We start from the raw sequence: 23,223 nt of genomic DNA, 5'->3' as shown, positions 1-23,223 counted from the left end.
TCGTCGAGCGCACCTTCGCCTGGCTCCACCAGTTCAAACGCCTGCGGATCCGCTACGAGATACGAGCCGATCTCCACCTCGGACCACTCCAACTCACCTGCAGCATCATCTGCTTGCGAAGACTCCGAACCTCATTTTGAAATGATCAGTTACTGCCGCCCCGTGGCCCGCAGCGAATCGCCAGCCCCTGTGCCATCCACCGCTGCATCTCGGTCCCGACCGGGAAACGAGAGAGGTCGAAGACCCGGCTCGTCCCGCTCTGTTCCTCGAAGAAGACCACCGTCGTCCCGCCCCTCTCGGCCGGGAGCCGGTCGGGCGGGTGCCAGCCTGGTCCGGGCTGAGACGCTCGCTGTCCACCTCCGCCGCTCCTGCTCATCGAGAAGCTCCGCGGCCGCCGCGAACGTTGCGGCCTGCTGCAGATGCCGCGACGGGGGCGATGGTGGAGCCGCCGTGGCGGGCGAACACGCGCACCAGCGCGTCGACCCCAGCCTGCTCGTCGGCGTCGAGCATCGCCATCAGATAGGACAGCTGCAAGCAGGTGAAGGGCTCCAGGTAGTGCTCCCGGGACGTGTCCGGGTGCTTGTGGCCCAGCAGAATCGACATCTGAAGCCAGATGTCGCCGAGCTGGTCGCGGAAGTCCTCGATTTCCTCGGCGGAGAAACCTTCGAGACGGCGTTCTTCCACCAGAGAGAGGATGCAGAACCATTTCAGGGCAAAGCTGTGCCGGCACATGTGGGGCGTGGCCCACAGGGGGCACTCGCCGTGGATCCGATCTCGCTCCTCCTCATTGAGGCTGCCGTCCGGGTCGGCTGCTCGCACCCACGCATCTGCGATGCGCTTGTTCGCCGCGTCGAACGTGTCCTCCCAGCTGTAGACCTTCTTTGGCAGCCCGCTCACCGACAGCCACAGCCACAGCGGCTCCAGACCGCGGGGCGTACGGCGGAAGAGAAGCCGCCGCTCGTCCGGGGCCAGCACGTCCAGCGCCAGCGTCGCGGACCCGTCAACCCCCTCGACGTGCAGTTCTCCGGTCCGAGGAGTGTGGCCCGTGACGATGCGCACCCCACGCAGTCGCTCGTAACGGCCCGCACGCTGGGCACGGCGGATCGCCTCGGCCCGCGACCCCTCAAGTGGATCCGCGTAACCCTCCACCGACTGCAGCACCCGCCTCGGTATCCAGTACGTCCGCCCCTCCTCAGCCCCCTTGACACACTTCGCCGCCAGCCACGCTTCCCCCATCCGCTCGCTCCCCGATGCCGGGAGCTCGACGTCCAGGACGCTGGCCCACTCACGGACGCGCAGCCCGGTCCCGTACAGCCCGTCGACGAAGGCGCAGTCCCGGTCCTCGCTGAAGCCCCGCCAGCCTGCCCCGCGCACCCCGTCGAACCCGTAGCCGCACAGCCCGATGTTCCGCCACTGTTCCAAGGCCGATCGCAGCAGCCACTTCACCTGGCGCCGTGTCGATCCGCCAGGGCGGAGCGGATCCCGTCGCTTGCGAGCGTATCCACGCCCGAATGCGGCGTCGCTCTCATCCGCGGCGCCGGCGTGCACGGTCGGGACGGGGTTGAAGATCCCGTAGCGCTTGCTCGCCCATGAATAGAAGGAGTTGAGGCCAGCCCGGTCGGTGTCGAAGGATGTCGACCTGATCCGCTCTTCGTTGCGCAGATCTGTGAGTCTCCAGTCCTTGAACGCTTCGACGTCCCGTACCGTCGCGCTGTCCCATGAGCGGTCGATGGCGGCCAGGAAGTCGAGCCAGACGATCAACGTGTAGGCGTACCGCTTCCACGTCCCGGCCTGGGAGGCTGCCATCTTCCCTTCCCTGAAGAAGCGATTGATCCTGTGGTCCGGTCGACCCGACGGCGAGAGGATCACGGGGGTGCCGTGCCGTGCGCCGTTGCGGGCGGCTCTCGCGTGCAGGTTCCCGAACTTCAAGACAGCGGGATCGTCGCTGGGTTCAGGTGGAACGGTGAAATCGTAGAAGTCGACACTCCAGTGCTCCAGGACGTCCATGGGCCTCTTTCCAAGGCGGTCTCAACCGACAACGGAGAGGAGCCTAAAGAACGGGTGGCGAAGTCGATCCTGGTGAGACGGTGGTCCCCGCGCGTGCGGGGGTGGTCCCGATCTCGTTCTGCCCGGCCCGGCCGCCGGGGAGTGGTCCCCGCGCGTGCGGGGGTGCTCCTACTCTTCCGGCGAACTGCAGATAGTCCGCCGTGCCTCTGACCTGTGGGAAGGATACGAATCACGCAAGTGGGCCGGTCCGACAAGTACATCGGCCAAGCCCGTCGGAGCTGGACAACCGCCTCCTCGTGCACGCAACGGACGGGAAGCATGGCGGACAGGGCCCCGATGCCCCCTCCGCGGTTCCGCCCGGTGGCCTCCGTGCCTTGCACCAGGGCGGTTCAGCGGTAGGCCCTGCCGCGCACGTAGGCGATGACGAGGGAGATCGCGGTGATCGCGCACACCAGCATGCCGACGGACAGAAAGGCGTAGCCCGCTTCGCTGATGCCGGGTTCGGTATGCAGCATGGTCATGCCCTCCCCGGTGGTGATCCGGTGTTCCTCGTCCGGGTGGGCCACGATGTAGAGGATCATCGCGGGGATCGCCGCCACGCACGCCGCGGCCGCCACCAGCGGCCAGGCGCCGGCTCGGCCGTACCAGGGGATCCTCGGCTTCAGGGCGACGTGCGGGCACCGTGCCAGCAGGACCCGTCCCAGGTCGCCGGCGCGTTCGGCGAGTCCGTCGGTGCGCAGCCGGGTGCCGTCGTCGAGGCCGATCTCTATGCGGTAGCCGTTGCCGAGCCGGGTCGCAAGGCCGTTCAGCGCGTCGCCGTCCACATGGAGCGAGGTGACGCGGTGCCAGGACCAGCCCGTGGTGCCTCGACGGGTTCCGTGGACCAGGCCCTCCTCGTGTGTCTCGAAGTACTCGCCCGGCTGGCCGTGCAGGGCCCGGACGATCTGGGTCGCCGCGACGATCACCGCGCCCAGGGAGAGCCCGAGGAAGAGGCCGACCGCCTTGTTGCCGCCGGGTGTGCCTTCGCCGGTCGCGGACAGGCCCCAGGTGCCGAGCCAGCCGGACACAACGGCCACGAGCAGTGCCCAGCCCGCGTTCACCCATCGCTTCCGGTGGTTCACCGGATGGCGGCCGATCACCAGACCGAGGTCGCGAGGAGTGTTCTCCGCCGGGCCGGTCACCGGTCGGAGTCCTGCTGCTGTGAGTCGGTCAGGGCGGCACCGTTGGCGAGGACGATGTCCAGTGCCGCGTAGTCCGATCCGGGGCGGTGGAGGGGCGCGAAGACCTTCAGATGGTCGCCTTCGGTGCTGTAGCCGGCCTTGGTGGCGCGCGGCTTCAGGGCCCGGCTGCCGACGTGTTCGGCCAGGCCGCGCACGTCGAGACGGACGCCGTCGCCCGGGCCTCCGGACACGAAGGCGATGCGGGACCACTCCAGCGGGCCCGGGAAGGGCTCAAGGGTCAGGCCTTCACGAGTGAACGTCAGGGCGCCCCAGCGGAACTCGCCGCCCTCTCGCAACTCTTCAAGGTGCCGTGCCGCGACGGCTGCGGCTACTTCCCTCGTGGCGCGCGTGGTGAACGGCCCGGCGTTGTCGACCGGGCCCAGGGTGGCCAGGCGCCAGAAGCCGGACTCCTGGCGGACCTTGACGTAGTCCAGGTCCTTCAGCCGGACCAGGCCGCCCTCGTACGGGCGCAGGACGGTCTTGACCACGTCGTGGGAGTGGCTGAAGTTGATGCGGACGGACACCCTGGTCGACTCGACGGAGGCGATCTCGTCCCAGGTGCGGCGCAGCGTCCGGCGTCCGGGGCGGCGGAACTCGAAGCCGTGCTCGTACTCGCGGAGCCGGATCCGGGTGTGCCGGACGCAGAGCGCGGCGCACCCGGCGGCCACCGTGGGGACCACCCACATGGCGAGGAGGAAGGAACCCTCGATGTCGTGGTCGCGGGCGACGAAGCACATCACGACGAACACGATGACAAGCACGACGAACACGCTCAGGACCCGTCTGGACACCGCTCCCTGATAGGTCCACACGCGCTCCCCCAGGCGCCTTCCCTGTTCGCCGTTCCCCGTTGCCGCGTCCGCCGTCAACGTACACCTCGCATGATCGTCCGATTCCACGTCGTCGAGTGTCGGACCGGTGTGCGTGCGGGGATACGGGAGAACTACTCAACTGTGCCCGCTGATCGGCCGGTCCCGGTCGTCGCACGTCCGTATGATGGCCGCCCATGAGGGCGGGGGCAGGCGAGTTGACGTCGCTGATCGGGCGGCGGGCGGAGTGCTCGCGGATCGCGGGGTTGCTCTCCGGCACCCGTCTGGTGACGCTCACCGGGGTCGGTGGTGTGGGCAAGACGCGGGTGGCGCTGCGGGTGGCCTCGGATGTGACGGGGTCGTTCCCCGACGGGGTGCACGTCGCCGAGCTGGCCGATCTGCGGGATCCCGAGCTGCTGGCGGCAAGTGTCCTGGGCGCCCTCGACGCGGCCCGTCCGGTGCGTCCGGGGGCCGGGACGACGGCCGCGCTGGTGGACCGGCTGGGCGAGCGGCGCGTCCTGCTCGTCCTGGACAACTGCGAGCATCTGGTCGACGCCTGTGCCCGGCTCGTCGACACGCTGCTGCGGGCCGCCCCCGGACTGCGTGTGCTGGCGACGAGCCGGCAGCCGCTCGGAATCGTGGGCGAGCAGGTGTTTCCGGTGGAGCCGCTGCCGGTGCCGGAGGCCGGTGACGCCGCGGGGGCGGGGCGCCGGGTACGTACTCCGAGCGGCAGTCCGGCGGTCGCGCTGTTCGCCGAGCGGGCCGCCGCCGTGCTGCCCGGCTTCACGGTGACGGAGGCCGACGCCGACGCCGTCGCGGAGCTGGTGCGCCGTCTGGACGGGCTCCCCTTCGCGATCGAGCTGGCCGCGGCGCGGGTCCGGAGCCTGACGCCGCAGGAGATCCTGGAACGGCTCACGGACCGGTTCGCGCTGCTGACCGGGGGCAGCCGCGTCGCCGTCGACCGGCAGCGCACCCTGCGCGCGCTGATCGACTGGAGCCACGAGCTGTGCACGGAGCACGAGCGGCTGCTGTGGGCGCGGGCCTCGGTGTTCCGGGGCGGCTTCGACCTCGAAGGGCTGGCGCGGGTCTGCGCGGACGACCGGTTGCCGGCCGCCTTCCTGCTCGACACCCTCGACGCACTGGTGGCGAAGTCGATCGTCAACTGTCGTAGAAATAAAGGGCGTTCCACCTATCACATGCTGGAAACGGTACGGGAGTACGGGCACGAGCGGCTGGTCGCGTCGGGCTCGCTCGACGCGCTCCGCGCCCGCCACCTGGACCACTACGCGGAGTTGACCGCGCGGGCCGGGCAGGAGTGGTTCGGTCCCCGGCAGGTCGACTGGTTCACACGGCTACGGACGGACCATCCGAACCTGCGCGCGGCCCTGGAGTTCTGCCTGGAGCGGCCCGGTCGGGCGCGGGCCGGTCTGGCGCTGGCCGTGTCGCCCCGGCACTACTGGCTCACGGCGGGGCTGCTGTCCGAGGGGCGCCGCTGGCTGTCGCTGCTGCTCGCCGCCGACCGGGCGCAGGGCGGCCCGGACACGGAGGAGGTCCGGGTCCGGGCGCTGGTCACCGACACCTATCTGGGCATCCTGCAGGGCGCTCCGGACGACGAGGTGGCAGACGCGCTCGCCGCGTGCGAGGAGGCGGCACGGCTCGGCGGTCATCGGTGGGAGTCGGCATGGGTCCGGCACCACCACGGGATCCTCGCCGTCTGGCGCGAGGACTTCGCGGGCGCCGCCGGGCTGTTCGTCCGGGCGTACGCCGAATTCCGTGTGCGGGGATGTCTCGACGCGGCACTTGAGTGCCGGGTCAAGTTCGCCATCGCGCACGCCTACGGGGGTGACGTCGTGACGGCCGCCGAGGCGTGCGGCGAGGTCGAGGACGCCGCGCGGGCGCGGGGCGAGTCGTGGCTGCACGGGATGGCGCTGCTCGCCCGTGCCCTGCTGGCGCGGCGCGCGGGTGCGCCCGGGGACGCGATCGGGCATGCCCGGGCCGCCATCGGCCTGCTGCGGCCTTTCGAGGACTGGTGGGACGTGGCCATGTGCGTGGAGGTGATCGCGTGGAGCATGCGAGACGCGCCGCGGGCCGCGGCCCGGCTGCTGGGTGTGCTGCATCAGTTGTGGGGGTCGCTGGGCGGGCGGCTCGGTGCGGCACCGTTCATGCGCGGGCAGCATCTGCGGTTCGACGCGGGGGTGCGGGAGGCGTTGTCCGGGGCGGTCTTCGAGCGGGAGTTCCGGCGCGGGGCGCGGGCCACGGTGGACGAGGCGATGGCGTACGTACTGGACGATCCGGCCGGGGCGCCGGGGCTGACGCGGCGGGAGAGTCAGGTCGCCGAGCTGGTCGCCGCGGGGCTCACGAACAAGGAGATCGCGGTGCGGCTGACAATCGCGCAGCGCACCGCGGAGAACCATGTCGAGCGCATCCTCGGCAAGCTGGGGTTCACGTCCCGAACGCAGCTGGCGGTGTGGACGTACGACCAGCAGGGCGTGCCCGCGCCGCGAGCCGACGGTGCGCGGCCCCGGTCCGTGGATTCCGGCGGCGGGCGGTAGCGCGCGACCCGCCGGCCGGGGCGGTTCCATGGGCCGGGGGCCGGACGGCCCTCGCCGGACGGGGCGGGTACCGGCGATCCTGAGAGGTGGCAGCAGGGCACCGAGCACGGGAGGGAACCGGCCATGAGGCACCGAAGCGTCGCCGAGCTGATGACACCGGCGGTCGTCAGCGTCGTACCGGAGACAGGCTTCAAGGAGATCGCCCGGCTCCTGGACGAGTTCGACATCACCGCGGTCTGCGTGGTGGACGACGCGAACCGCCCGCTGGGTGTCGTCTCCGAGGCCGATCTCGTGCGTCGGCGTGCCGTCGGCTCCGGGCGTGGGACCGCCGGGGCCCTCATGTCGAGCCCCGCGGTGGTCGCCCGGCCCGGGTGGAGCGTGGTGCGGGCCGCTCGTGTGATGGACCGGGAGCGGGTGAAGCGGCTGCCCGTGACCGACGACTCCGGGCGGCTCGTGGGCGTACTGAGCCGGAGCGATCTCATCCAGCTGTTCCTCCGCAGGGACCGGGCGATCCAGGAGGAGATCATCGAGGACGTGATCACCCGCACGCTCGGCCTGAGCCCCTCGGACCTCTCCGTGGACGTCGACGACGGCCTGGTCACCCTCAGCGGAACCGTGCGTCGCCCCGGGCTCGTCCCGGTCCTCCTCAGGCTCTGCAACAGCGCCGACGGGGTGGTGGGCGTCGTCGACCGGCTCCGCCACGAGGACGGCACCGACGCCGGTACGTGACGCCCGTGCCCCGGGACCGGCCCGGCTCAGTCGTTGTCGGTCCCGCTCCGGGGCCGGCCGGACCAGACGGGTTCCACCCGGGCCCATTCGCGGTCGAGCGCCGCGAAGGTACGGGCCTCGGTGCGTCGCCGCATCACGAGGAGGACACCGGCCGCGACCGCCCCGGCGGTGCCGGCCGCCGCGACACCGCCGCAGAACGAGGTCAGCACGCGTTCCGTCCCGTTGTCCGGCGGCCGGGCCGGGGCACCCGCGGCGTCCACCCAGACCGGAACCGTGTGCCCCTGGGGCGTCCGGGGCGGGACTTCGACCGTTCCGGACCGGTGGACGCCCTTCGGGTAGGCCCACACGGCGGGGGCGGCTGCCCCCGGCCACCCGTCCTGCCCCGCCTGGGGCACGGAGGGCTCGGCCGGTCCGGTGGTCGTCGCCGTCACACGGTGCAGGCGCCCGGTGTACGCCCGGTCGGCCCGTACCCCGGTGGTCCACAGGAGCCCGGCGGTGACCGCTCCGCAGACCAGCGCGACGACCAGGACCACCACCACGGCGATGCGCCCGTGGACGTCCCGGCCCGATGGGCCGGAACGGCGGATCGGCTGCTCGTGGACGGTCATCACACACCTCCGGGCGGGCCCTCACACACGTCCGGTCCGGCCGCCGGCGTCCGGGCCGTTCCCCCGGCTCACGGCCGGTCGCCCCCGCCGCTGGTACCGGCCCGCTTCACCGGGATGGTCCGTGCTTCCCGGACCCGCCGCTCGGGCATCGGAACACGGACGGTGAGGATGCCGTCCGCGTAGGAGGCCTCGACGCCCTCGGCGGGCACCGGGTCGGGGAGACGCACGGTCCGGCGGAACGACCCGTAGCGGAACTCCGAATGCTCCGTCCCCCGGGTGCTCCCGCCGTGCTCGGCGCTCACGGTGACCAGGTCGTCGTCGACCGTGATCGTGATGTCCTTCTCCGGGTCCATTCCGGGAAGCTCTGCCCGCAGTACGTACGCGCCGTCGCCACGGGTGACCTCCACCGGAATCGAGTGGGCCGCCGCGTCGGGACGCCAGCCGGGCAGCCCGGGAAACTCCCTGCTGAACCAGTCGTTGAAGTCGGGGAAGACGCTGTGCCTGCGTTCCACCTTCGCACCGCTCATCGTCCTGCTCCTCGTGTACGGGCCCCGGGGCCTTCGCCCACGGACGGGCCGGTTCACGGAACCCGCTCCGGCCCCGCTCCTTCAAGCCTGCCTCCGACGCGGTACGGTGCGCAGCTCCCAGGTGCCAGGTCGGCACGGCCGGGCGGATACGGGCCGGTCGTGACCCGTATGCCGGCCCGTGGTGGCGGAGCCCAGAGGCGTCCGCCCGGGGAAGCACTCCTCACGTGCCCGGTGGCAGCACGGCGCGGCCCGCATGAGGATGGTGGGGATGCCCGTCGCCGGGAGGCCTGATGAACTACAAGGTCAGTGTCCTGTTCCGAGCCATCCCTCTGCTGATGGGCGCGGTGTCGGCCGCGCTCGGCGGATATGTACTCGCCCACGCGTCCGGACCGGCCGCACACGTCGCGGGTCCGGTCCTCATTTTTCTGGCGGCCATCTGCCTGTGCCTGTTCGCCACCGCGGCGACCATCATCAGGCAGCTCATCTGCCGGTACACGGCTCTGGACCGGCTGCTCTACCCGGTCTTCGGGTTCGCGGTCAGCGGGGTCACCGTGGGATACGGGCTCTCCCTGCTCACCGAGAGTCCGCGGCCGCCTCCCGACTTCGTCGCCGGACACGTGATCTTCGGAGTCGGAATGATCTGCGCGTGCGTGTCGTGTGTGGCCACGGCCTCTACCCGATTCGTGCTGATCACCGAGAACTCGGCGCTTCCGGAGGGATCCGCGCCGCGTTCGCCGGCACCGTTCGGGCGGCCCGCCGTCCTGGCCCTGTCCGCGCTTCCGGTCCTCGCGTCCCTGGTCACCTGGGCCTGGGCCCTCACCCTGCTGGCCGGCGGGGGCGGCGGCCATGCGGCGGGGCGGTTCACCGCCGGGCACGTGATGGCCGGTCTGGCGCTCGTCTGCACGTGCCTCATCGGGCTCGTGGCCAGCATTCTGCGGCAGATCCAGAACACCTACACCCGTCGGGAGCGCGTGCTGTGGCCCGCCTCGGCCGCCGCCCTGGGTGCCATCGGCATCGTCTGGGCACTGATCGTCCTCGCCGTACACACCCGGCCCTCCCAGTTGGCCGCCGCCTACGTCCTGATCGGGTTGGGGCTGATCTGCTGGAGCATCCTCAGCAAGGTGCTGCTGCTCGCGCTCGTCTGGCGGCGCGAGGCCCCGCTGGCGAACCGGGTCCCGCTGATTCCGGTCGGCACCGCGCTGCTCTGCCTGTTCCTCTCCGCGTTCCTCTTCGAGTCGGCCGATCCCGCCGTGATCGTCGCGGCCCGTGTCCTCGTCGGCCTGGGCGCCATCTGCTTCTCGCTGTTCTCCATCGTCTCCATCCTGGAGAGCGGTACCGGAGGCGGGGACGACGCGCCCGCGTGACCCGTGCACACCGGCTGTGAGCACGTACCCGAACACCCGGGCGAGGGTCGGGGCTACCCTGATGATCAGCTTCTCGTCCCCCACCCCGCGTCCAAGGAACGGACCACCATGACCCAGGAATCCCCCGCCCCCGTCGTCGAGCGTGTCGACGCACGGCACCGGTACACCATCCAGGTCGACGGGGAGCCCGCGGGCTTCACCGTCTACCGCGACCGGGACAAGCAGCGCGTCTTCTACCACACCGAGATCGACGACGCCTTCGCCGGCCGCGGCCTGGCATCGGTGCTCGTGACGGCGGCCCTCGAGGACGTACGGAACAGCGGCATGCGCATCGTGCCCGTCTGCCCGTACGTGGCCAAGTACCTCCAGAAGCACGACGGGTTCGCCGACATCACCGATCCGGTGACCCCGGAGATCCTCCAGTGGCTCCAGGGCGACCGCACCTGACTTGACCTGACCTGGGATATTTCGCTTGGCGCGGGGCACGGCCCATGGCAGGGTCCTGCCCCGTGACAGAGAAAGAGACAGCGACCGGGACCGCGACGGCCACGACGGACGACGGCATCCGGATCACCCGGCTGGCCGAGCGCCCCGCACTGACCTCGCGGCTCTACGAGATCAACGACTCCTGGCCCGTGTTCACCCATCACGAGCCGGTGGCGAACGCCCTGCTGAGCCGGGTGCCCGTGGAGTTCCCGGAGTACTGCGTGGTCGCGACGGACGGGGACCGGATCGTGGCGCGCGGGTTCGCCGTGCCGTTCGCCGCCGGGCTCGACGGCCGCGAGGAGATGCCCGACCAGGGCTGGGACCGGGTACTGGTCTGGGCGTTCCAGGACCGGCAGGCCGGGCGCACGCCGACGGCGGCCAGCGCGCTGGAGATCACCCTGGACGTCGGCCACCTCGGCCGGGGCCTGTCCTACCGGCTGCTGGCGGCGCTGCGGGAGGCGGTCGGCCGACAGGGCCATGACGCCCTGCTGGCACCGGTCCGCCCCACGGCCAAACACCTGGAACCGCGCGTGCCCATGGCCGAATACCTCCGTCGCCGCCGGGACGACGGGCTGCCCGCCGACCCGTGGGTGCGGGTGCACGTCAAGGCGGGCGGCACCGTCGAGAAGGTCGCGCCCGCCTCGATGACGGTGGCCGGTTCACTGGCCGAGTGGCGGCGGTGGACCGGGCTGCCGTTCGACCAGGACGGTGCCGTCGACGTACCCGGCGCACTGGCACCGGTCCACTGCGACACCGCGCGCGGCCACGCCGTCTACGTCGAGCCCAACGTGTGGATCCGGCACGTCACCGGGCCGCGTACCGGCTGAGACCCTGCGGGCCGCCTCCCCGGCGCGCCGCCGTCGCGGACGCCGCCCGCGCAACCGGGCCGGCCGCCGTACGGGGCGTCCGCCCGGCCCCGCCCCGTCGCGTCCGGGGGCGGATCCGGCCGCCCCGCCGGAGGCGCGTCCGGGCGTTCCATCCGACGAGGGCCCCGGGTCGCGCGGGGCGGGCCCAAGGTGTCCGAGGAAACGGGCCCCTCGGGGCATACGGCATATCCCGGCCATCCCCGCACGGCCCCCTTGGATGCCCGCAGGACCATCGGGTTACCATATGAGCGCCGCCTAGCTCGAAAGATAAACCTGTGACTGTCAATGACGACTCGTTCACCAGCTGGAAGAACCGCGAGGAGATCGCGGAGTCGATGATCCCGGTCATCGGGAAACTGCACCGCGAGCGGGACGTAACGGTTCTGCTGCACAGCCGGTCCTTGGTCAACAAGTCGGTGGTCAGCATCCTGAAGACCCACCGGTTCGCCCGCCAGATCGCCGGCGAGGAGCTGTCGGTCACCGACACGCTGCCGTTCCTCCAGGCCCTCACCACGCTCGACCTCGGTCCCTCCCAGATCGACATCGGGATGCTCGCCGCGACCTACGCCGCCGACGAGCGCGGCCTGTCGGTGGAGGAGTTCACCGCCGAGGCCGTCGCCGGGGCCACGGGCGCCAACAAGCTGGAGCGCGGCGAGGGACGCGACGTCGTCCTGTACGGTTTCGGCCGCATCGGCCGCCTCGTCGCCCGGCTGCTCATCGAGAAGGCCGGCTCCGGCAACGGACTGCGGCTGCGCGCCATCGTCGTCCGCGGCGGCGGTGACCAGGACATCGTGAAGCGTGCCTCGCTGCTGCGCCGCGACTCGATCCACGGCCAGTTCCAGGGCACGATCACCGTCGACGAGACGAAGAACACCATCGTCGCCAACGGCAACGAGATCAAGGTGATCTACGCCAACGACCCCTCCGAGATCGACTACACGGCGTACGGCATCAAGGACGCCATCCTCATCGACAACACCGGTAAGTGGCGCGACCGCGAGGGGCTCTCCCACCACCTGCGCCCCGGTATCGACAAGGTCGTCCTGACCGCCCCGGGCAAGGGCGACGTGCCCAACATCGTGCACGGCGTCAACCACGACACGATCAAGCCGGACGAGCGGATCCTGTCCTGCGCCTCCTGCACCACCAACGCGATCGTGCCGCCGCTGAAGGCGATGGCCGACGAGTACGGCGTGCTCCGCGGCCACGTGGAGACCGTCCACTCGTTCACCAACGACCAGAACCTGCTGGACAACTACCACAAGGCCGACCGCCGCGGCCGTTCCGCGCCGCTGAACATGGTCATCACCGAGACCGGTGCCGCCTCCGCGGTCGCCAAGGCGCTGCCCGAGCTGAAGGCGCCGATCACCGGCAGCTCGATCCGGGTCCCGGTGCCGGACGTCTCGATCGCGATCCTCAGCCTGCGGCTCGGCCGCGAGGCGAGCCGCGAGGAGGTCCTCGACTACCTCCGCAACGTGTCGCTGACCTCGCCGCTGAAGCGCCAGATCGACTTCGTCACCGCCCCCGACGCCGTGTCGAGCGACTTCATCGGCTCGCGTCACGCCTCGATCGTCGACGCCGGTGCCACCAAGGTCGACGGCGACAACGCGATCCTCTACCTCTGGTACGACAACGAGTTCGGCTACTCGTGCCAGGTGATCCGCGTGGTCCAGCACGTCTCCGGCGTGGAGTACCCGACGTTCCCCGCCCCGGCGGTCTGATCCCGGGCCCCGCGCCGACGAGGGCGCCCCGGCGAGCGGTTGCTCGCCGGGGCGCCCTTCGCATGTCGCCGGACGGCCGCACCCGTGGCCGTCACCCGCCCGGGGCGCTGTGGCACGATGCCCGGATGATCATCGAAACACCCATACCCCCGGTCGTCCCCGCGGGCCGGATGGAGTGTGCCGTGCAACCCGTGCTCGGCCTTCCCGACGGGTCGGAGCTGCGCCCCTGGCGTCCCGAGGACGCCGAAGCGCTGATGGCGGCGGGCCAGGACCCGGCCATTCGCCGGTGGAACCTCTTCACCGTGGCATCGGCGCGGGAGGCCGATGACCGGATCACGCGGATGCGGGAGCGCTGGCGGGCCGAGACGGGCGCGATCTGGGCCCTGGCCCGGCCGGGCGGCACGGCCACGGGTCTCGTCGGGCTGAACGACGTCGACCTCAGGGGCGGCAGCGCCGAGATCATCTACTGGCTGCTGCCGGCGGCACGCGGTCGCGGCGCGGCGGTCGGGGCGGTCGAGCGGGTCGGCCGGTGGGCCCTGGACGAACTGGGGCTGCACCGCCTCCGGCTGTGCCACTCGACGGCCAATCCGGCCTCCTGCCGGGTGGCGTCGAAGGCCGGATTCGCCCCGGAGGGCGTCATGCGCGGCGCGCTGCTGCACGCGGACGGATGGCACGACCAGCATCTGCACGCCCGCCTCCGCGGTGACGCCCCGGGCCCGCTGTGAACGCGCCCGGGACGCCCCGGGCCGGTCACACGGAGTGCTCGACGACACCGCCGACCACGACGGTCTCCGCCACCGTGCCGGGAATCTCCTCGGGAGCGACGCGGAGGATGTCGCGGGAGAGCACCACGAAGTCGGCGGCCTTGCCGACCGTCAGCGAACCGCGCTCGGCCTCCAGGAAGTTGGCGTACGCCGAACCCATGGTGTAGCCGTGCACGGCGGTCTCCACGCTGATCGTCTCCTGCGGCATCCAGGGCTCTCCCCCGTCGAGCGGGCGCCGGGTGACGGCGGTGTGGATTCCGATCATCGGGTCCATCTCGGCGACGTTCCAGTCGCTGGACAGGGCGAGCACCGCACCGGCGCGGTGCAGGCTGCGCATCGGCCATGCCTTGTGCCAGCGCTCGGCGCCGACGTTCTCCGCCCAGTCCTTGCCCGGGCCCGCGACCTCCGGCGCGCTGTGCCGGGGCTGCATGCAGGCGACCACGCCCAGCTCGGCGAAGCGGGGGGTGTCCTCCGGGTCGAGGCATTCGACGTGGACGATCTGGTGACGGGCGTCCCGTTCCCCGTTCACCGCGCGGGCGTGCGCCACGGCGTCCAGCACGGTGCGGATGCCCCGGTCCCCCGTGGCGTGGACGAAGCACTGGAAGCCGCGGGCGTCCAGCTTGGCCAGCAGCCCGGCGAACTCCTCGGGCGGGTAGAAGGTGTCGCCCCGGTGGTGGCGGCAGCCCGCGTACGGCTCCAGCAGGGCCGCGGTCCGCGGCTCCACCACGTCGTCGATGTACAGCTTGAGCGGGGCGACCCGGATCCGGTCGTCGGCGTAGCGTTCGGCGGCGGCCGCGAAGTCGTCGAGGTCGGCGTCGGTGGTGCCGCTCGGGTGGAAGAGCGCGGCGACGATACGGGACCGGAGCCGGCCCTCGGCACGGGCGCGTTCGAAGAGCGGCAGGTCGTCCAGCGAGTTCTGCGGCTCGACGACCGTGGTGATCCCGAAGCCGATGGCGGCGTCGAGGGACGTGGCGAGCCGCCCGTACTGCCGGTCCGGGGAGGCCCACGGCAGGCCCAGCTCCCGCAGCGCCCGGTGGCCGTCGCGGGAGAGGCCCTTGACCGCGAAGTCCTTGATGAAGCCGGTGGGTTCACCGGTGGCCGGGTCGGTGGCGGCCCGGCCGAAGGGAAGGTCGGTGTGGTCCCTGTCGATGCCGAGGCGGCGCAGGCCCGCCGTGTTCACCCAGGCGGTGTGCACGTCGTAGCTGAGCACGAAGGCCGGTACGTCGCCGGTGGCCGGGTCGAGGTCGGCGGCGGTGGGCATCCGGCCGTCCGGGACGGCCGAGTAGTCGAAGGCCTCCGCCTCGATCCACTCCGCGTCGGGGTGGGCCGTGTGCCAGGCGCGGATGCGGGCGTGCACCTCGTCGAGGGTGCCGGCGCCGGAGAGCTGGACGCAGGCGTCGTCGGAGCCGAGCCGGACATGGTTGTGGGCGTCGATGAAGCCGGGGAGCACGAGCCTTCCGCCGGCGTCGATCAGCCGGGTGTCCGGGCCCGTCCACGCCGGCGCCTCCTCGTCGGGGCCGAGCCAGGCGATACGGCCGTCGACCACCGCCATGGCCTGCGCCTCGGGAAGCTCCGGGTCGACGGTGTGGATGCGGGCGTTGCGCAGGACGAGCTGGGCGGGGCTGGGCATCTGGGGTGACTCCTCGTGGTGCGAGTGGTGCGAGTTGTGCAGGTGATGCGAACCGGTGCGGGCCGGTGTGCCGCTCCGGTCAGGCGGTTCCGTGGTGGGGTACAACGGTCCGCCGGGCGAGCGCCCAGTAGACGAGTCCGGAGACCACGGAGCCGAGCAGCGTCAGGTCGGCGCCGCCGAGCGGGGCGACCAGCGGCCCGGTCCACAGCTCGGAGTCGCAGGTAAGAGCGGCGAAGAGCATCCCGGTGAGCAGTGCGGCCATTCCGGCGGGGTGGTAGCCGGAGCGGTACCAGTAGGCGCCGTCCCGGCCGGTGTGCAGGGCGTCCGCGTCGTAGCGGCAGCGGCGCATCAGCATGTCCGCGAGGAACACACCGCCCCAGGGCGCGAACACGATGATGAGCAGGGACAGGAAGGACAGCAGCGAGCTGGTGAAGTCGGTGAGGAAGAGCGCGCACAGCGAGCCGCCCGCGGTCACGGCGGCGCTGATGACGATGGCCCGGGATCGGCTCCAGGGCACTCCGAGCACCTGGAGGTTCAGGCTCGACGAGTAGAGCGTGACGATCGAGTTGGTGACCGAGCCGCCGAGCACCAGGGCCAGGAAGACCGACTGGAACCAGCCGGGCAGCAGCTTCTCCGCACCCGCCACGGCGTCGGTCATGTCCGTCTGCGTGGCCGCGGCCACCCCGGCCACGCCCAGGGCGACCGAGGAGACGAAGCCGCCGAGCGCTCCGTACCAGGTCAGTGACCGCATCGAGGTGGTCCTCGGCAGGTAGCGCGTGTAGTCGGCCGGCATCGGCACGTACGAGAACGGCCCGGCCAGCATCACGACGAAGGCCAGGCTCCACCCGGAGGCGCCCGGGTGGCCCGCCGCGCCTCCTGTGTGGGCACCCGGCAGCAGGAGCACCAGCATCACGGCGAACCCGGCGGCGAGGACGTACGCGATCCAGCGCTCGGCGAGCTGGACGGTGGCGTGCCCCCAGAGCGCGACGACGAAGGTGAGCGCCAGCGTGGTCAGCAGGGCGAGGGCCCGGCCGGTGTTCCCCGAGGCCCACCCCAGATCGGCGAGGAACGCCTCCAGGGCGAGCGTGCCGACGACGGTGTTGAGGATGGTGTAGCCGATGCTGACCACCCAGTTGAGCATCCCGGCCGGCCAGTTGCCGCGGATCCCGAAGGGGGCACGGGAGACGACCAGGGTGGCGGTGCCGGTGCGCACCCCACTCAGCCCGGCGGCGCTGATGGCGAAGAACGCCAGACCGCCGATGACGACGACCCCCGTCGCCTGCCAGAAGGAGAGCCCGAAGGCGACGGCCAGGGCACCGTTGATGACGTAGGTGAAGGTCAGATTGGAGCCGAACCAGAGCCAGAACAGGTCCTTCGCGCTGCCGTGGCGGTCCGCGTCGGGGACCGGCTCGATGCCGTGCGTCTCGACCTGGAACGCCTGGTCGACGGCGACTCCCCCACCCGGTGCTCTCGCGGCTGTCTCCTGTTGTGCCATGCGACCTGCCCCTCATCCGTGCGTGGTCCGGGAGCACCGGATCAAGACTTTGAATGCCGTTCTAGGAATTAGAACGGCATTCAAGATGCGTTCCGGGCGCCCGTCAAGACCTGTGGGAAAACCGATGGCCTAAGGTCGACAGCGGGATTCATCGCGGAGCAGTGACGGAGGGTGGCGTGGCAGTGACGGCGCGACGGCGCGACGGGCACCTGGCCCGGGAGCGGATGCTGGAGGAGGCGATGACGGCCATCGCCGAGGACGGCCTGGCCTCCCTCACCATGTCGGCGCTGGCCAAGCGGCTCGGCACCAGCGGCGGCCACATCCTCTACTACTTCGGGAGCAAGGACCGGCTGCTCCTGGAGGTGCTGAGCTGGAGCGAGAACACCCTCGCCGAGGAGCGCCGGACGCTGCTGGCCGGCCGGGCGGGCGCCGGGCGCAAGCTCGACCTCTTCCTTGAGCTGTACCTCCCGCGCGGACCGCGCGATCCGCGCTGGACGCTCTGGATCGAACTGTGGGCACGCACCGCGTCGAACGAACCGCTGCGGCAGGCCCAGGCCGAGATCGACCGGGGCTGGCAGGAGGACCTCGAAACACTCCTCGCCCAGGGCGTACGGCAGGGCCGCTTCGCCGCGGACCTCGATCCGGCGGCGCGTGCCGACGAACTCCTCGCCCTGCTCGACGGATTGAGCACCCGGGTGGTGCTCGGCCAGCGGGGATCGGACCGGGCCAAAGCGCTGCACATGGCACGGTCGGCGGCCGAACGGCTGATCGAACGGACCTGAGGGACCGGCGACTTCACGCCGCACGCCCCGGGGATAAGGTGAGTCCGCAACACGGCGTGGAGAGGACCGCATTGACACGGGTTGCGATTGTCGGCGGCGGCATGGGCGGCCTGGCCGCCGCACTGTTCCTGGGACGCCGGGGCCATCGGGTCACGCTGTTCGAACGGGACGGCCATCGGCCGGGACACGATCTCGACAGGGACTTCTTCCACTGGAACCGCCCCGGTGTTCCGCACGCGGTCCAGCCGCACGGACTCCTGGCGCCGGTACGGACCGTGCTGCGCGCGGAGGCCCCGGACGTCTACCGCACGGCACTGCGGCGAGGGGCCCGCGAGCACAACGAGCTCGACTGGTTCGACACGCGTCCGCCCGCCCGCCCCGGCGACGACGACCTGGTGACGCTGCGGTCCCGGCGGATCGTCCTGGAGGCCGCCCTGCACGACGCGGTGGACCGCGAGCCGGGTATCGATGTACGGCTCGGGGAGGCGGCCGAGGGGCTGCTCCTCGACCGGAGGGGCAAGGTCCCGCAGGCCACGGGGGTACGGTCCGGGGTTCGGGAGTATCCGGCCGAGCTGGTGCTCGACGCCGCCGGGCGGCGGTCGCCGGTGCCCGGGTGGCTCGCCGGGGCGGGGTGCCGGGACGCGGTCGTGGAGAACCACCGCGTGGGCATCGCGTACTTCTGCCGCTGGTACCGGCTGCGCCCGGACGGCCCGCGCGACCCCGGACGCGTCCGGGCCGGGTCGGTCACGCCCTTCGCGGTCGGCGGGGTCTTCCCGTCGGACAACGGTGTCTTCGCCGCCTCCCTGACGGTCTCCACCGCCGACCCGACCCGTACCGCGCTGCGCGACCCCGAGGTGTTCGAGCGGGCCGCCCGCACGTTCCCGGCCATCGCGGCCTGGCTGGCGCTGACGCCCGAGCCGGTCTCCGGGGTCCTCGCCATGGGCGGCCTGCACAACCGCTGGACCTCACTGACCGACGCCGACGGCCCCGTGGTCACCGGCCTGGCGGGCGTCGGGGACTCGGTCGCGTACACCAATCCCACGATGGGACAGGGCGTGTCCATGGCGCTGTGGGCGGCGCAGTGGGTGGCCCGCCACGCCGACGGGGCGGGCAACCCGGCCTCGTTCACCGCCGCTCACCACCGCTGGACCCGACGGACGCTGCGCCCGTGGTTCGACCGCCAGGTCGCGGCGGACCGGGCCGAGGCCGACCGGCTCGCCGATCCGGCTCGCACTCCGTCCGGCCCCGCCACCCCGGCCGCCCGCGAACGCGCCGCCCTGGCCGCCTGCGCGCTGGAGGACCCGCTGGTCATGCGGGCGCGGGCCCAGGTCCGCCATCTCGTCCTGACCGCCGATCAGGCGTACGGCACCGAGGAGGTACGCGCCCGGCTGGCGCACTGGCTGGACCAACACCCCGGCTTCACGCCCTCGTTCGACGGCCCGACCCGCACGGAATGGGAGACGGTCACCCACCGTCCGGCCCCCACCGCCTGACCTCGGACCGCCCGTCGCCCGACGTTCGCCGACCGCCGCCCGGCGGCGAACGTCGGGCGACAACTCGAATACCTTTCGCACCATTTTTACACTGTTCTCACCCGTACGGGTGGTGTATCACTGGGTGTGGCCATATTGTCGATGCAGGAACAACGGCTGGAAGAAGGGCGACGCGCCCGACGACCGCCTCGGGCGGCGTCGGCCCGGCGCCAGGCAGCCGAGGAGCCGACATGCAAAAACACCAGCTCAGGACCGCTTTCACGCTGTGCGCCACCGCAGCGCTCGCCGCGGCGATTTCCCTTCCGGCATCCGCTTCCGCCGCCGCTCCCCCATCCGTGGCGGCGGCCCCCTCGCACGAGACGGCCCGTGTAGTGGCCATCGACTGCTCCTCGAACCCGCAGGTGCGTCCGGGAGACTTCCTGCTCGCCTGCGGGGACGGCAACAACCGCCTCACCAACATCCACTGGTCGCACTGGGGACCGTCCTCCGCCCTGGGCACGGCGCTCGACAACGTGAACGACTGTCAGCCGTACTGCGCGGCGGGCACGTTCCACACGTACCCCGTCATCGTGCGGCTGGACGGCCCGGAGTCCTCCCGGGCCCGTCCCGACGTGCAGCGGTTCACGCGGATCACGCTCGTCTACACCGACGGCGCGCCCGCTCTCACCGGACGGGTCACGACGCAGCAGCTCTGGGACTGACCCCGGACCGGGCGGCGCCGGATCCACGGCGCCGCCCGCCCCGGCCGTGAGGTGGGACAGGTGAGCGTCCGCGAGTCCGCGTCGAGCGCCCGGGGCCGGTGGCGCCCCGGCTATCCGGCGGCGGCTGCGGTCTTCGCCATCGGGATGGCCGGGACCACCCTGCCCACCCCGCTCTACGGCCTCTACCAGCAGCGCATCGGGTTCTCCGAGCTGATGGTGACCGTGGTGTTCGCCGTGTACGCCGTCGCGGTCATCACGGTTCTCCTCCTCGCGGGAAACCGCTCCGACGTCGTCGGGCGCCGCCCGGTGCTCCTGTGCGCCATGGGCCTGTCCGCGGCGAGCTCCGGATGCTTCCTGCTGGAGCACGGGCTGCCGCTCCTCTTCGCCGGACGGCTGCTCTCCGGCTGCTCGGCCGGGCTGCTGAGCGGCGCGGCGACGGCCGCCGTCATCGAACTGGCCGGCCCCGGGCGCCGGGCCCGCGCGGGCTTCGCCGCCACCGCGGCGAACATGGGAGGCCTGGGCTTCGGCCCGTTGCTCTCCGGGGTGCTCGCGCAGTACTCGCCCTGGCCGCTGACCCTGCCGTTCTTGGTCCACCTCGGGCTGGTGGCGATCGCCTGCGGGATCACCTGGCTGCTGCCGGAGACCGTCGACCGGCCCCGGCACCGCCCGCCGCCCCGGCCGCAGGGGCTCTCCGTTCCTCCCGAGGTCAAGGGGGTCTTCCTGCCCGCCTCGCTGGCGGCCTTCGCGGGTTTCGCGCTGCTCGGCCTGTTCACCGCGGTCGCGCCGAGCTTCGTCGCGCACACCCTGGAGGTGCACAACCTGGCCGTGGCGGGTGCCGTGGTCTTCTCCGTGTTCCTCGCCTCCACCGCCGGTCAGTCCCTGACCCGCAGGATCGGCGCTCGGCGCGCGCTCCCGGCCGGCTGCGGCGTCCTCTTCGCCGGCCTGCTGCTGGTCGCGGCGTCGCTGCTCGCAGCCTCGCTGCCGCTGCTGGTCCTGGGCGCCCTGACCGGCGGCACCGGCCAGGGGCTGGCCTTCCGGGCCGCCCTCGCCCTGGTCAGCGACGCCGCCCCGGCCCGGCACCGCGGCGGCACCATCTCGGCGTTCTTCGTCGTCGCCTACGCCGGGATCTCCGTACCGGTGATCGGGGTCGGCGCCCTGGCCACCGGGCTCGGGCTCCGGCCGGCCGGACTGATCTTCGCCGGGTGCGTGATGCTGCTGGCGGCGGGCGCGGGCACCTACGCCGCGCGCAGACTCCCCCGGGCCGTGTGACACCCCCGCGGAACGGACCGCCGCACAGTGGCGGACGCGGCGGACTGCGGTCAGCATGGACGCATGCCACTCGATCAAGGAGACCTCATGCCCGTAGCCGTGCTCGGTGCGACCGGTGGCCAGGGCGGCGCGGTCGCCGCCGCCCTGCTGGAGGCGGGACGGCCGGTACGTGCCGTGGTGCGCGACCCCGCCGGCGCACGGGCCCGGGCGCTGGCCGAGGCGGGGGCCGAGCTCGTACCGGGAGACCTGTCCGACCCGGCGTCGCTGGCCGCCGCCTTCCGGGGCGCGTCGGCCGCGTTCGCCGTCACCACCCCGTTCCAGGACGGGCTGGACGCCGAGGTCGCCCAGGGAGCGGCGATCGTTCGGGCCGCGGCGGACGCCGCTCTGCCGCACCTGGTGATGGCGTCCGTCGCGAGCGCGGACCGCGACACGGGCGTACCGCACTTCGAGACCAAGGCGAAGACCGAGAAGCTGCTCGCCGCCTCGGGCCTGCCCGCGACGGTGGTCGCTCCCGCCTACTTCTACGACAACGCCCTGGGCGGCAGGGACCAGGTGGCCGCCGGTCTGCTCACCATGCCACTCCCCGGGGACACCCCGCTCCAGCAGGTGGCCCGGCAGGACCTGGGCCGGGTCGTGGCCGCGGTCGTCGCCGACCCGGAGCGCTGGATCGGCGAGCGGATCGAGGTGGCGGGCGACGATCCGACCCCGGTCCGGATGGCCGAGGAGATCGGGCGGGCGGCGGGCGGCACGGTCACCTTCCTCCAGTCACCGCTGGAGGACCTCCGGGACGTCAACCCCGACATGTTCGCCATGTACCGCTTCTTCGAGAACGGTGGCTACGGGATCGACATCCCGGCACTGCGGAAACGCTTCCCGGACGTGCCCTGGACCTCCTACGCCGCGTGGGCGGGCGCCCAGGAGTGGCCGAAGCCCGGTGCCTGACGCCCGCCCCGCGGTCCGTGTCCCTACCAGGTGGCCTTGAGCCGCCGGGGGCTGCGGGAGGTGGAGCCGAGGTGCCATTCGACGGTGTCGGCCGGCTGCGCCAACCGCAGCCCCGGCAGGCGGGCGGCGAGCCGGTGCAGGGCGAGCTGGAGCTCCAGCCGGGCCAGCCAGGCCCCCATGCAGTAGTGCACACCGGCCCCGAACGACAGGGTGGGCGCCGGGAGCGGGGCGAAGAGGTCGTCCAGCGGCCGGGGGGCGAACACCTCGGGGTCGCGGTTGGCCGCCTGGCAGTCGGCGAGCACCACCGCCCCGGCCGGAATCACCACCCCGCCCACCTCCGTGTCGACGACGGCGTGGCGCGGCGACCCCTGGTCGTCGCCGAGCGGGATCAGATGCAGCAGCCGCTCCGCCACGGCCCCGGTGGCCTCCTCGTCCGCCCCGAGCTTGGGCCAGACGTCCTGTCGCTCACCGAGCAGGTAGAGCAGCGAGTTGCTGAGCATCGTCATGGTGCTGTCATGGCCACCCACCACCAACCCGCAGACTAGATCGATGAGTTGGCCCTCCGGAACGCCGCCCTCCTCCTCGTCGGCGGCCATGACCAGCACACTGGTCAGGTCCTCGCCCGGCTCCTTCCGCCGCCGGGCCAGCAGCTCCGCGCCGAAGGCGGAGAACTCGGCGAGTACGGCGGCCATTTCCTCCTCGGGGTGGGACCCGTCGGAGAAGGCGTACCGGCTCCAGTGGCGCAGCCGGTCCCGGGCCTCGTCGTCGAGCCCCATCAGCCGGCTGATCACCGCGACGGGAAGCGGCAGGGTGAAGCCGGACACCAGGTCGGCAGGGCGCTCACCGGCCTCCAGATCGTCCAGGCACTGCTCGACGATCGTCTCGATCCAGGGCCGCCAGCGGGCGACGGCGCGCGGTGTGAAGGCACGGCGCATGGTGCGACGGAGCCGGAGGTGGTCCTCCCCGTCCTGGTTGAAGATCAGGTCGAGGCTGCTCACCAGGCCGGATTCGCCGGATCGGGACGGGGCGTCCGGTGCGTGCAGCGCGGCGCGGCCGAACCTGCTGTCGGTCAGCACCTTGCGGACGTCGGCGTAGCGGGTCACCAGCCACGCCTCGCCGCCGTCCGGCAGTGCGACGGTCCGGGGCGGTCCGACCGGTTCGAACCTCAGCCGGTGCATCGGCGGGGCGGACGGGCCGGGGCGGACGCGGGCGTCGGCGGGGCAGGACACGGGGCCTCCTGGTCTGCACGGATACGACG

Annotated in this window: 20 protein-coding genes and 1 pseudogene; 13 read left to right on the top strand and 8 right to left on the bottom strand. The window is 72.1% G+C overall.

Going from position 1 to position 23,223, the window contains the following annotated elements; genetic code table 11:
• Nucleotides 1-140 (top strand): annotated as a pseudogene (locus ACIQGQ_RS35840) (IS5/IS1182 family transposase); the annotation flags it as partial.
• A gap of 232 nt (nucleotides 141-372) precedes the next feature.
• Here ACIQGQ_RS35840 and ACIQGQ_RS35835 read toward each other — a convergent pair.
• From ACIQGQ_RS35835 to ACIQGQ_RS35825, 3 genes are all read right to left on the bottom strand, one after another.
• Nucleotides 373-2,007, bottom strand: a complete 1,635-nt coding sequence (locus ACIQGQ_RS35835) for an integrase (protein ID WP_402404445.1) — start codon at nucleotides 2,005-2,007, stop codon at nucleotides 373-375.
• A gap of 389 nt (nucleotides 2,008-2,396) precedes the next feature.
• Nucleotides 2,397-3,188, bottom strand: a complete 792-nt coding sequence (locus ACIQGQ_RS35830) for a hypothetical protein (RefSeq protein ID WP_402404442.1) — start codon at nucleotides 3,186-3,188, stop codon at nucleotides 2,397-2,399.
• Nucleotides 3,185-4,018: a hypothetical protein gene (locus ACIQGQ_RS35825; RefSeq protein WP_402404439.1), complete on the bottom strand. Its 834-nt coding sequence runs from the start codon at nucleotides 4,016-4,018 to the stop codon at nucleotides 3,185-3,187. The genes ACIQGQ_RS35830 and ACIQGQ_RS35825 overlap by 4 nt, the downstream gene beginning before the upstream one ends.
• Nucleotides 4,019-4,233: 215 nt before the next feature.
• On the opposite strand from ACIQGQ_RS35825, the gene ACIQGQ_RS35820 reads away from it, so the two are divergent.
• Nucleotides 4,234-6,588 (top strand): ATP-binding protein, encoded by a 2,355-nt coding sequence (locus ACIQGQ_RS35820; protein WP_402404437.1) that lies wholly within the window; start codon nucleotides 4,234-4,236, stop codon nucleotides 6,586-6,588.
• Between the two features lie 123 nt (nucleotides 6,589-6,711).
• Nucleotides 6,712-7,317 carry a CBS domain-containing protein gene (locus ACIQGQ_RS35815; protein ID WP_402404434.1) on the top strand — a complete coding sequence of 202 codons (606 nt, stop codon included), beginning with the start codon at nucleotides 6,712-6,714 and terminating at the stop codon, nucleotides 7,315-7,317.
• 26 nt (nucleotides 7,318-7,343) lie between these two features.
• Here the strand turns inward: ACIQGQ_RS35815 and ACIQGQ_RS35810 are convergent, their stop codons facing one another.
• Both ACIQGQ_RS35810 and ACIQGQ_RS35805 read right to left on the bottom strand, forming a co-directional pair.
• Nucleotides 7,344-7,925, bottom strand: a complete 582-nt coding sequence (locus tag ACIQGQ_RS35810) for a hypothetical protein (protein WP_402404431.1) — start codon at nucleotides 7,923-7,925, stop codon at nucleotides 7,344-7,346.
• A gap of 68 nt (nucleotides 7,926-7,993) precedes the next feature.
• The gene (locus ACIQGQ_RS35805; RefSeq protein ID WP_402404428.1) at nucleotides 7,994-8,452 is read right to left on the bottom strand and encodes an Hsp20/alpha crystallin family protein; all 459 of its coding nucleotides are present in this window, start codon (nucleotides 8,450-8,452) and stop codon (nucleotides 7,994-7,996) included.
• A gap of 290 nt (nucleotides 8,453-8,742) precedes the next feature.
• On the opposite strand from ACIQGQ_RS35805, the gene ACIQGQ_RS35800 reads away from it, so the two are divergent.
• From ACIQGQ_RS35800 to ACIQGQ_RS35780, 5 genes are all read left to right on the top strand, one after another.
• Complete coding sequence (locus ACIQGQ_RS35800) at nucleotides 8,743-9,816, top strand: DUF2776 family protein (RefSeq protein ID WP_402404425.1); 1,074 nt, start codon at nucleotides 8,743-8,745, stop codon at nucleotides 9,814-9,816.
• A gap of 108 nt (nucleotides 9,817-9,924) precedes the next feature.
• On the top strand, nucleotides 9,925-10,263 hold the full coding sequence (locus tag ACIQGQ_RS35795) for a GNAT family N-acetyltransferase (protein ID WP_402404422.1): 339 nt from the start codon (nucleotides 9,925-9,927) through the stop codon (nucleotides 10,261-10,263).
• 62 nt (nucleotides 10,264-10,325) lie between these two features.
• Nucleotides 10,326-11,129, top strand: a complete 804-nt coding sequence (locus tag ACIQGQ_RS35790; RefSeq protein WP_402404419.1) for an N-acetyltransferase — start codon at nucleotides 10,326-10,328, stop codon at nucleotides 11,127-11,129.
• 314 nt (nucleotides 11,130-11,443) lie between these two features.
• A complete protein-coding gene (locus ACIQGQ_RS35785) occupies nucleotides 11,444-12,889 on the top strand; it encodes a glyceraldehyde-3-phosphate dehydrogenase (protein WP_366298476.1) in 1,446 nt (481 codons plus the stop codon).
• 125 nt (nucleotides 12,890-13,014) lie between these two features.
• On the top strand, nucleotides 13,015-13,614 hold the full coding sequence (locus ACIQGQ_RS35780; protein WP_402404416.1) for a GNAT family N-acetyltransferase: 600 nt from the start codon (nucleotides 13,015-13,017) through the stop codon (nucleotides 13,612-13,614).
• A 25-nt stretch (nucleotides 13,615-13,639) separates the two neighbouring features.
• Here ACIQGQ_RS35780 and ACIQGQ_RS35775 read toward each other — a convergent pair whose 3' ends face one another.
• Nucleotides 13,640-15,283: an amidohydrolase gene (locus tag ACIQGQ_RS35775; protein WP_402404413.1), complete on the bottom strand. Its 1,644-nt coding sequence runs from the start codon at nucleotides 15,281-15,283 to the stop codon at nucleotides 13,640-13,642.
• Between the two features lie 79 nt (nucleotides 15,284-15,362).
• Nucleotides 15,363-16,778 (bottom strand): purine-cytosine permease family protein, encoded by a 1,416-nt coding sequence (locus ACIQGQ_RS35770; RefSeq protein ID WP_402404410.1) that lies wholly within the window; start codon nucleotides 16,776-16,778, stop codon nucleotides 15,363-15,365.
• A gap of 176 nt (nucleotides 16,779-16,954) precedes the next feature.
• Here ACIQGQ_RS35770 and ACIQGQ_RS35765 point away from each other — a divergent pair, with 176 nt between their 5' ends.
• The 5 genes from ACIQGQ_RS35765 to ACIQGQ_RS35745 all read left to right on the top strand — a co-directional run bounded on the left by ACIQGQ_RS35765 (nucleotide 16,955) and on the right by ACIQGQ_RS35745 (nucleotide 21,965).
• Nucleotides 16,955-17,560, top strand: coding sequence for a TetR/AcrR family transcriptional regulator (locus ACIQGQ_RS35765; RefSeq protein ID WP_402404407.1), 606 nt, complete (start codon nucleotides 16,955-16,957; stop codon nucleotides 17,558-17,560).
• Between the two features lie 71 nt (nucleotides 17,561-17,631).
• Complete coding sequence (locus ACIQGQ_RS35760) at nucleotides 17,632-19,053, top strand: NAD(P)/FAD-dependent oxidoreductase (protein WP_402404404.1); 1,422 nt, start codon at nucleotides 17,632-17,634, stop codon at nucleotides 19,051-19,053.
• 230 nt (nucleotides 19,054-19,283) lie between these two features.
• On the top strand, nucleotides 19,284-19,754 hold the full coding sequence (locus ACIQGQ_RS35755; RefSeq protein WP_402404401.1) for a hypothetical protein: 471 nt from the start codon (nucleotides 19,284-19,286) through the stop codon (nucleotides 19,752-19,754).
• Between the two features lie 60 nt (nucleotides 19,755-19,814).
• Entirely contained in the window at nucleotides 19,815-21,023 is a 1,209-nt protein-coding gene (locus tag ACIQGQ_RS35750; protein WP_402404399.1) for an MFS transporter, read from the top strand.
• A gap of 87 nt (nucleotides 21,024-21,110) precedes the next feature.
• Nucleotides 21,111-21,965, top strand: coding sequence for an NmrA family NAD(P)-binding protein (locus tag ACIQGQ_RS35745; protein WP_402404396.1), 855 nt, complete (start codon nucleotides 21,111-21,113; stop codon nucleotides 21,963-21,965).
• A 23-nt stretch (nucleotides 21,966-21,988) separates the two neighbouring features.
• Here ACIQGQ_RS35745 and ACIQGQ_RS35740 read toward each other — a convergent pair whose 3' ends face one another.
• On the bottom strand, nucleotides 21,989-23,143 hold the full coding sequence (locus ACIQGQ_RS35740; protein ID WP_402404454.1) for a cytochrome P450: 1,155 nt from the start codon (nucleotides 23,141-23,143) through the stop codon (nucleotides 21,989-21,991).
• Between the last annotated feature and the right edge of the window lie 80 nt (nucleotides 23,144-23,223).

Origin of the sequence: Streptomyces sp. NPDC092952, assembly GCF_044754785.1 — a bacterium.
GTDB lineage: Bacteria > Actinomycetota > Actinomycetes > Streptomycetales > Streptomycetaceae > Streptomyces.
Note: the sequence above shows the minus strand (reverse complement) of the source record. Positions and strands in the feature narration are given on the sequence as shown.

Excerpts from the sequence above, each read along its gene's own strand:
- ACIQGQ_RS35770 (WP_402404410.1), bottom strand. The coding sequence starts at position 16,778 with ATGGCACAACAGGAGACAGCCGCGAGAGCACCGGGTGGGGGAGTCGCC.
- ACIQGQ_RS35775 (WP_402404413.1), bottom strand. The coding sequence starts at position 15,283 with ATGCCCAGCCCCGCCCAGCTCGTCCTGCGCAACGCCCGCATCCACACC.
- ACIQGQ_RS35805 (WP_402404428.1), bottom strand. The coding sequence starts at position 8,452 with ATGAGCGGTGCGAAGGTGGAACGCAGGCACAGCGTCTTCCCCGACTTC.
- ACIQGQ_RS35740 (WP_402404454.1), bottom strand. The coding sequence starts at position 23,143 with ATGCACCGGCTGAGGTTCGAACCGGTCGGACCGCCCCGGACCGTCGCA.
- ACIQGQ_RS35820 (WP_402404437.1), top strand. The coding sequence starts at position 4,234 with ATGAGGGCGGGGGCAGGCGAGTTGACGTCGCTGATCGGGCGGCGGGCG.
- ACIQGQ_RS35745 (WP_402404396.1), top strand. The coding sequence starts at position 21,111 with ATGCCCGTAGCCGTGCTCGGTGCGACCGGTGGCCAGGGCGGCGCGGTC.
- ACIQGQ_RS35800 (WP_402404425.1), top strand. The coding sequence starts at position 8,743 with ATGAACTACAAGGTCAGTGTCCTGTTCCGAGCCATCCCTCTGCTGATG.
- ACIQGQ_RS35795 (WP_402404422.1), top strand. The coding sequence starts at position 9,925 with ATGACCCAGGAATCCCCCGCCCCCGTCGTCGAGCGTGTCGACGCACGG.
- ACIQGQ_RS35755 (WP_402404401.1), top strand. The coding sequence starts at position 19,284 with ATGCAAAAACACCAGCTCAGGACCGCTTTCACGCTGTGCGCCACCGCA.
- ACIQGQ_RS35780 (WP_402404416.1), top strand. The coding sequence starts at position 13,015 with ATGATCATCGAAACACCCATACCCCCGGTCGTCCCCGCGGGCCGGATG.
- ACIQGQ_RS35810 (WP_402404431.1), bottom strand. The coding sequence starts at position 7,925 with ATGACCGTCCACGAGCAGCCGATCCGCCGTTCCGGCCCATCGGGCCGG.
- ACIQGQ_RS35815 (WP_402404434.1), top strand. The coding sequence starts at position 6,712 with ATGAGGCACCGAAGCGTCGCCGAGCTGATGACACCGGCGGTCGTCAGC.
- ACIQGQ_RS35835 (WP_402404445.1), bottom strand. The coding sequence starts at position 2,007 with ATGGACGTCCTGGAGCACTGGAGTGTCGACTTCTACGATTTCACCGTT.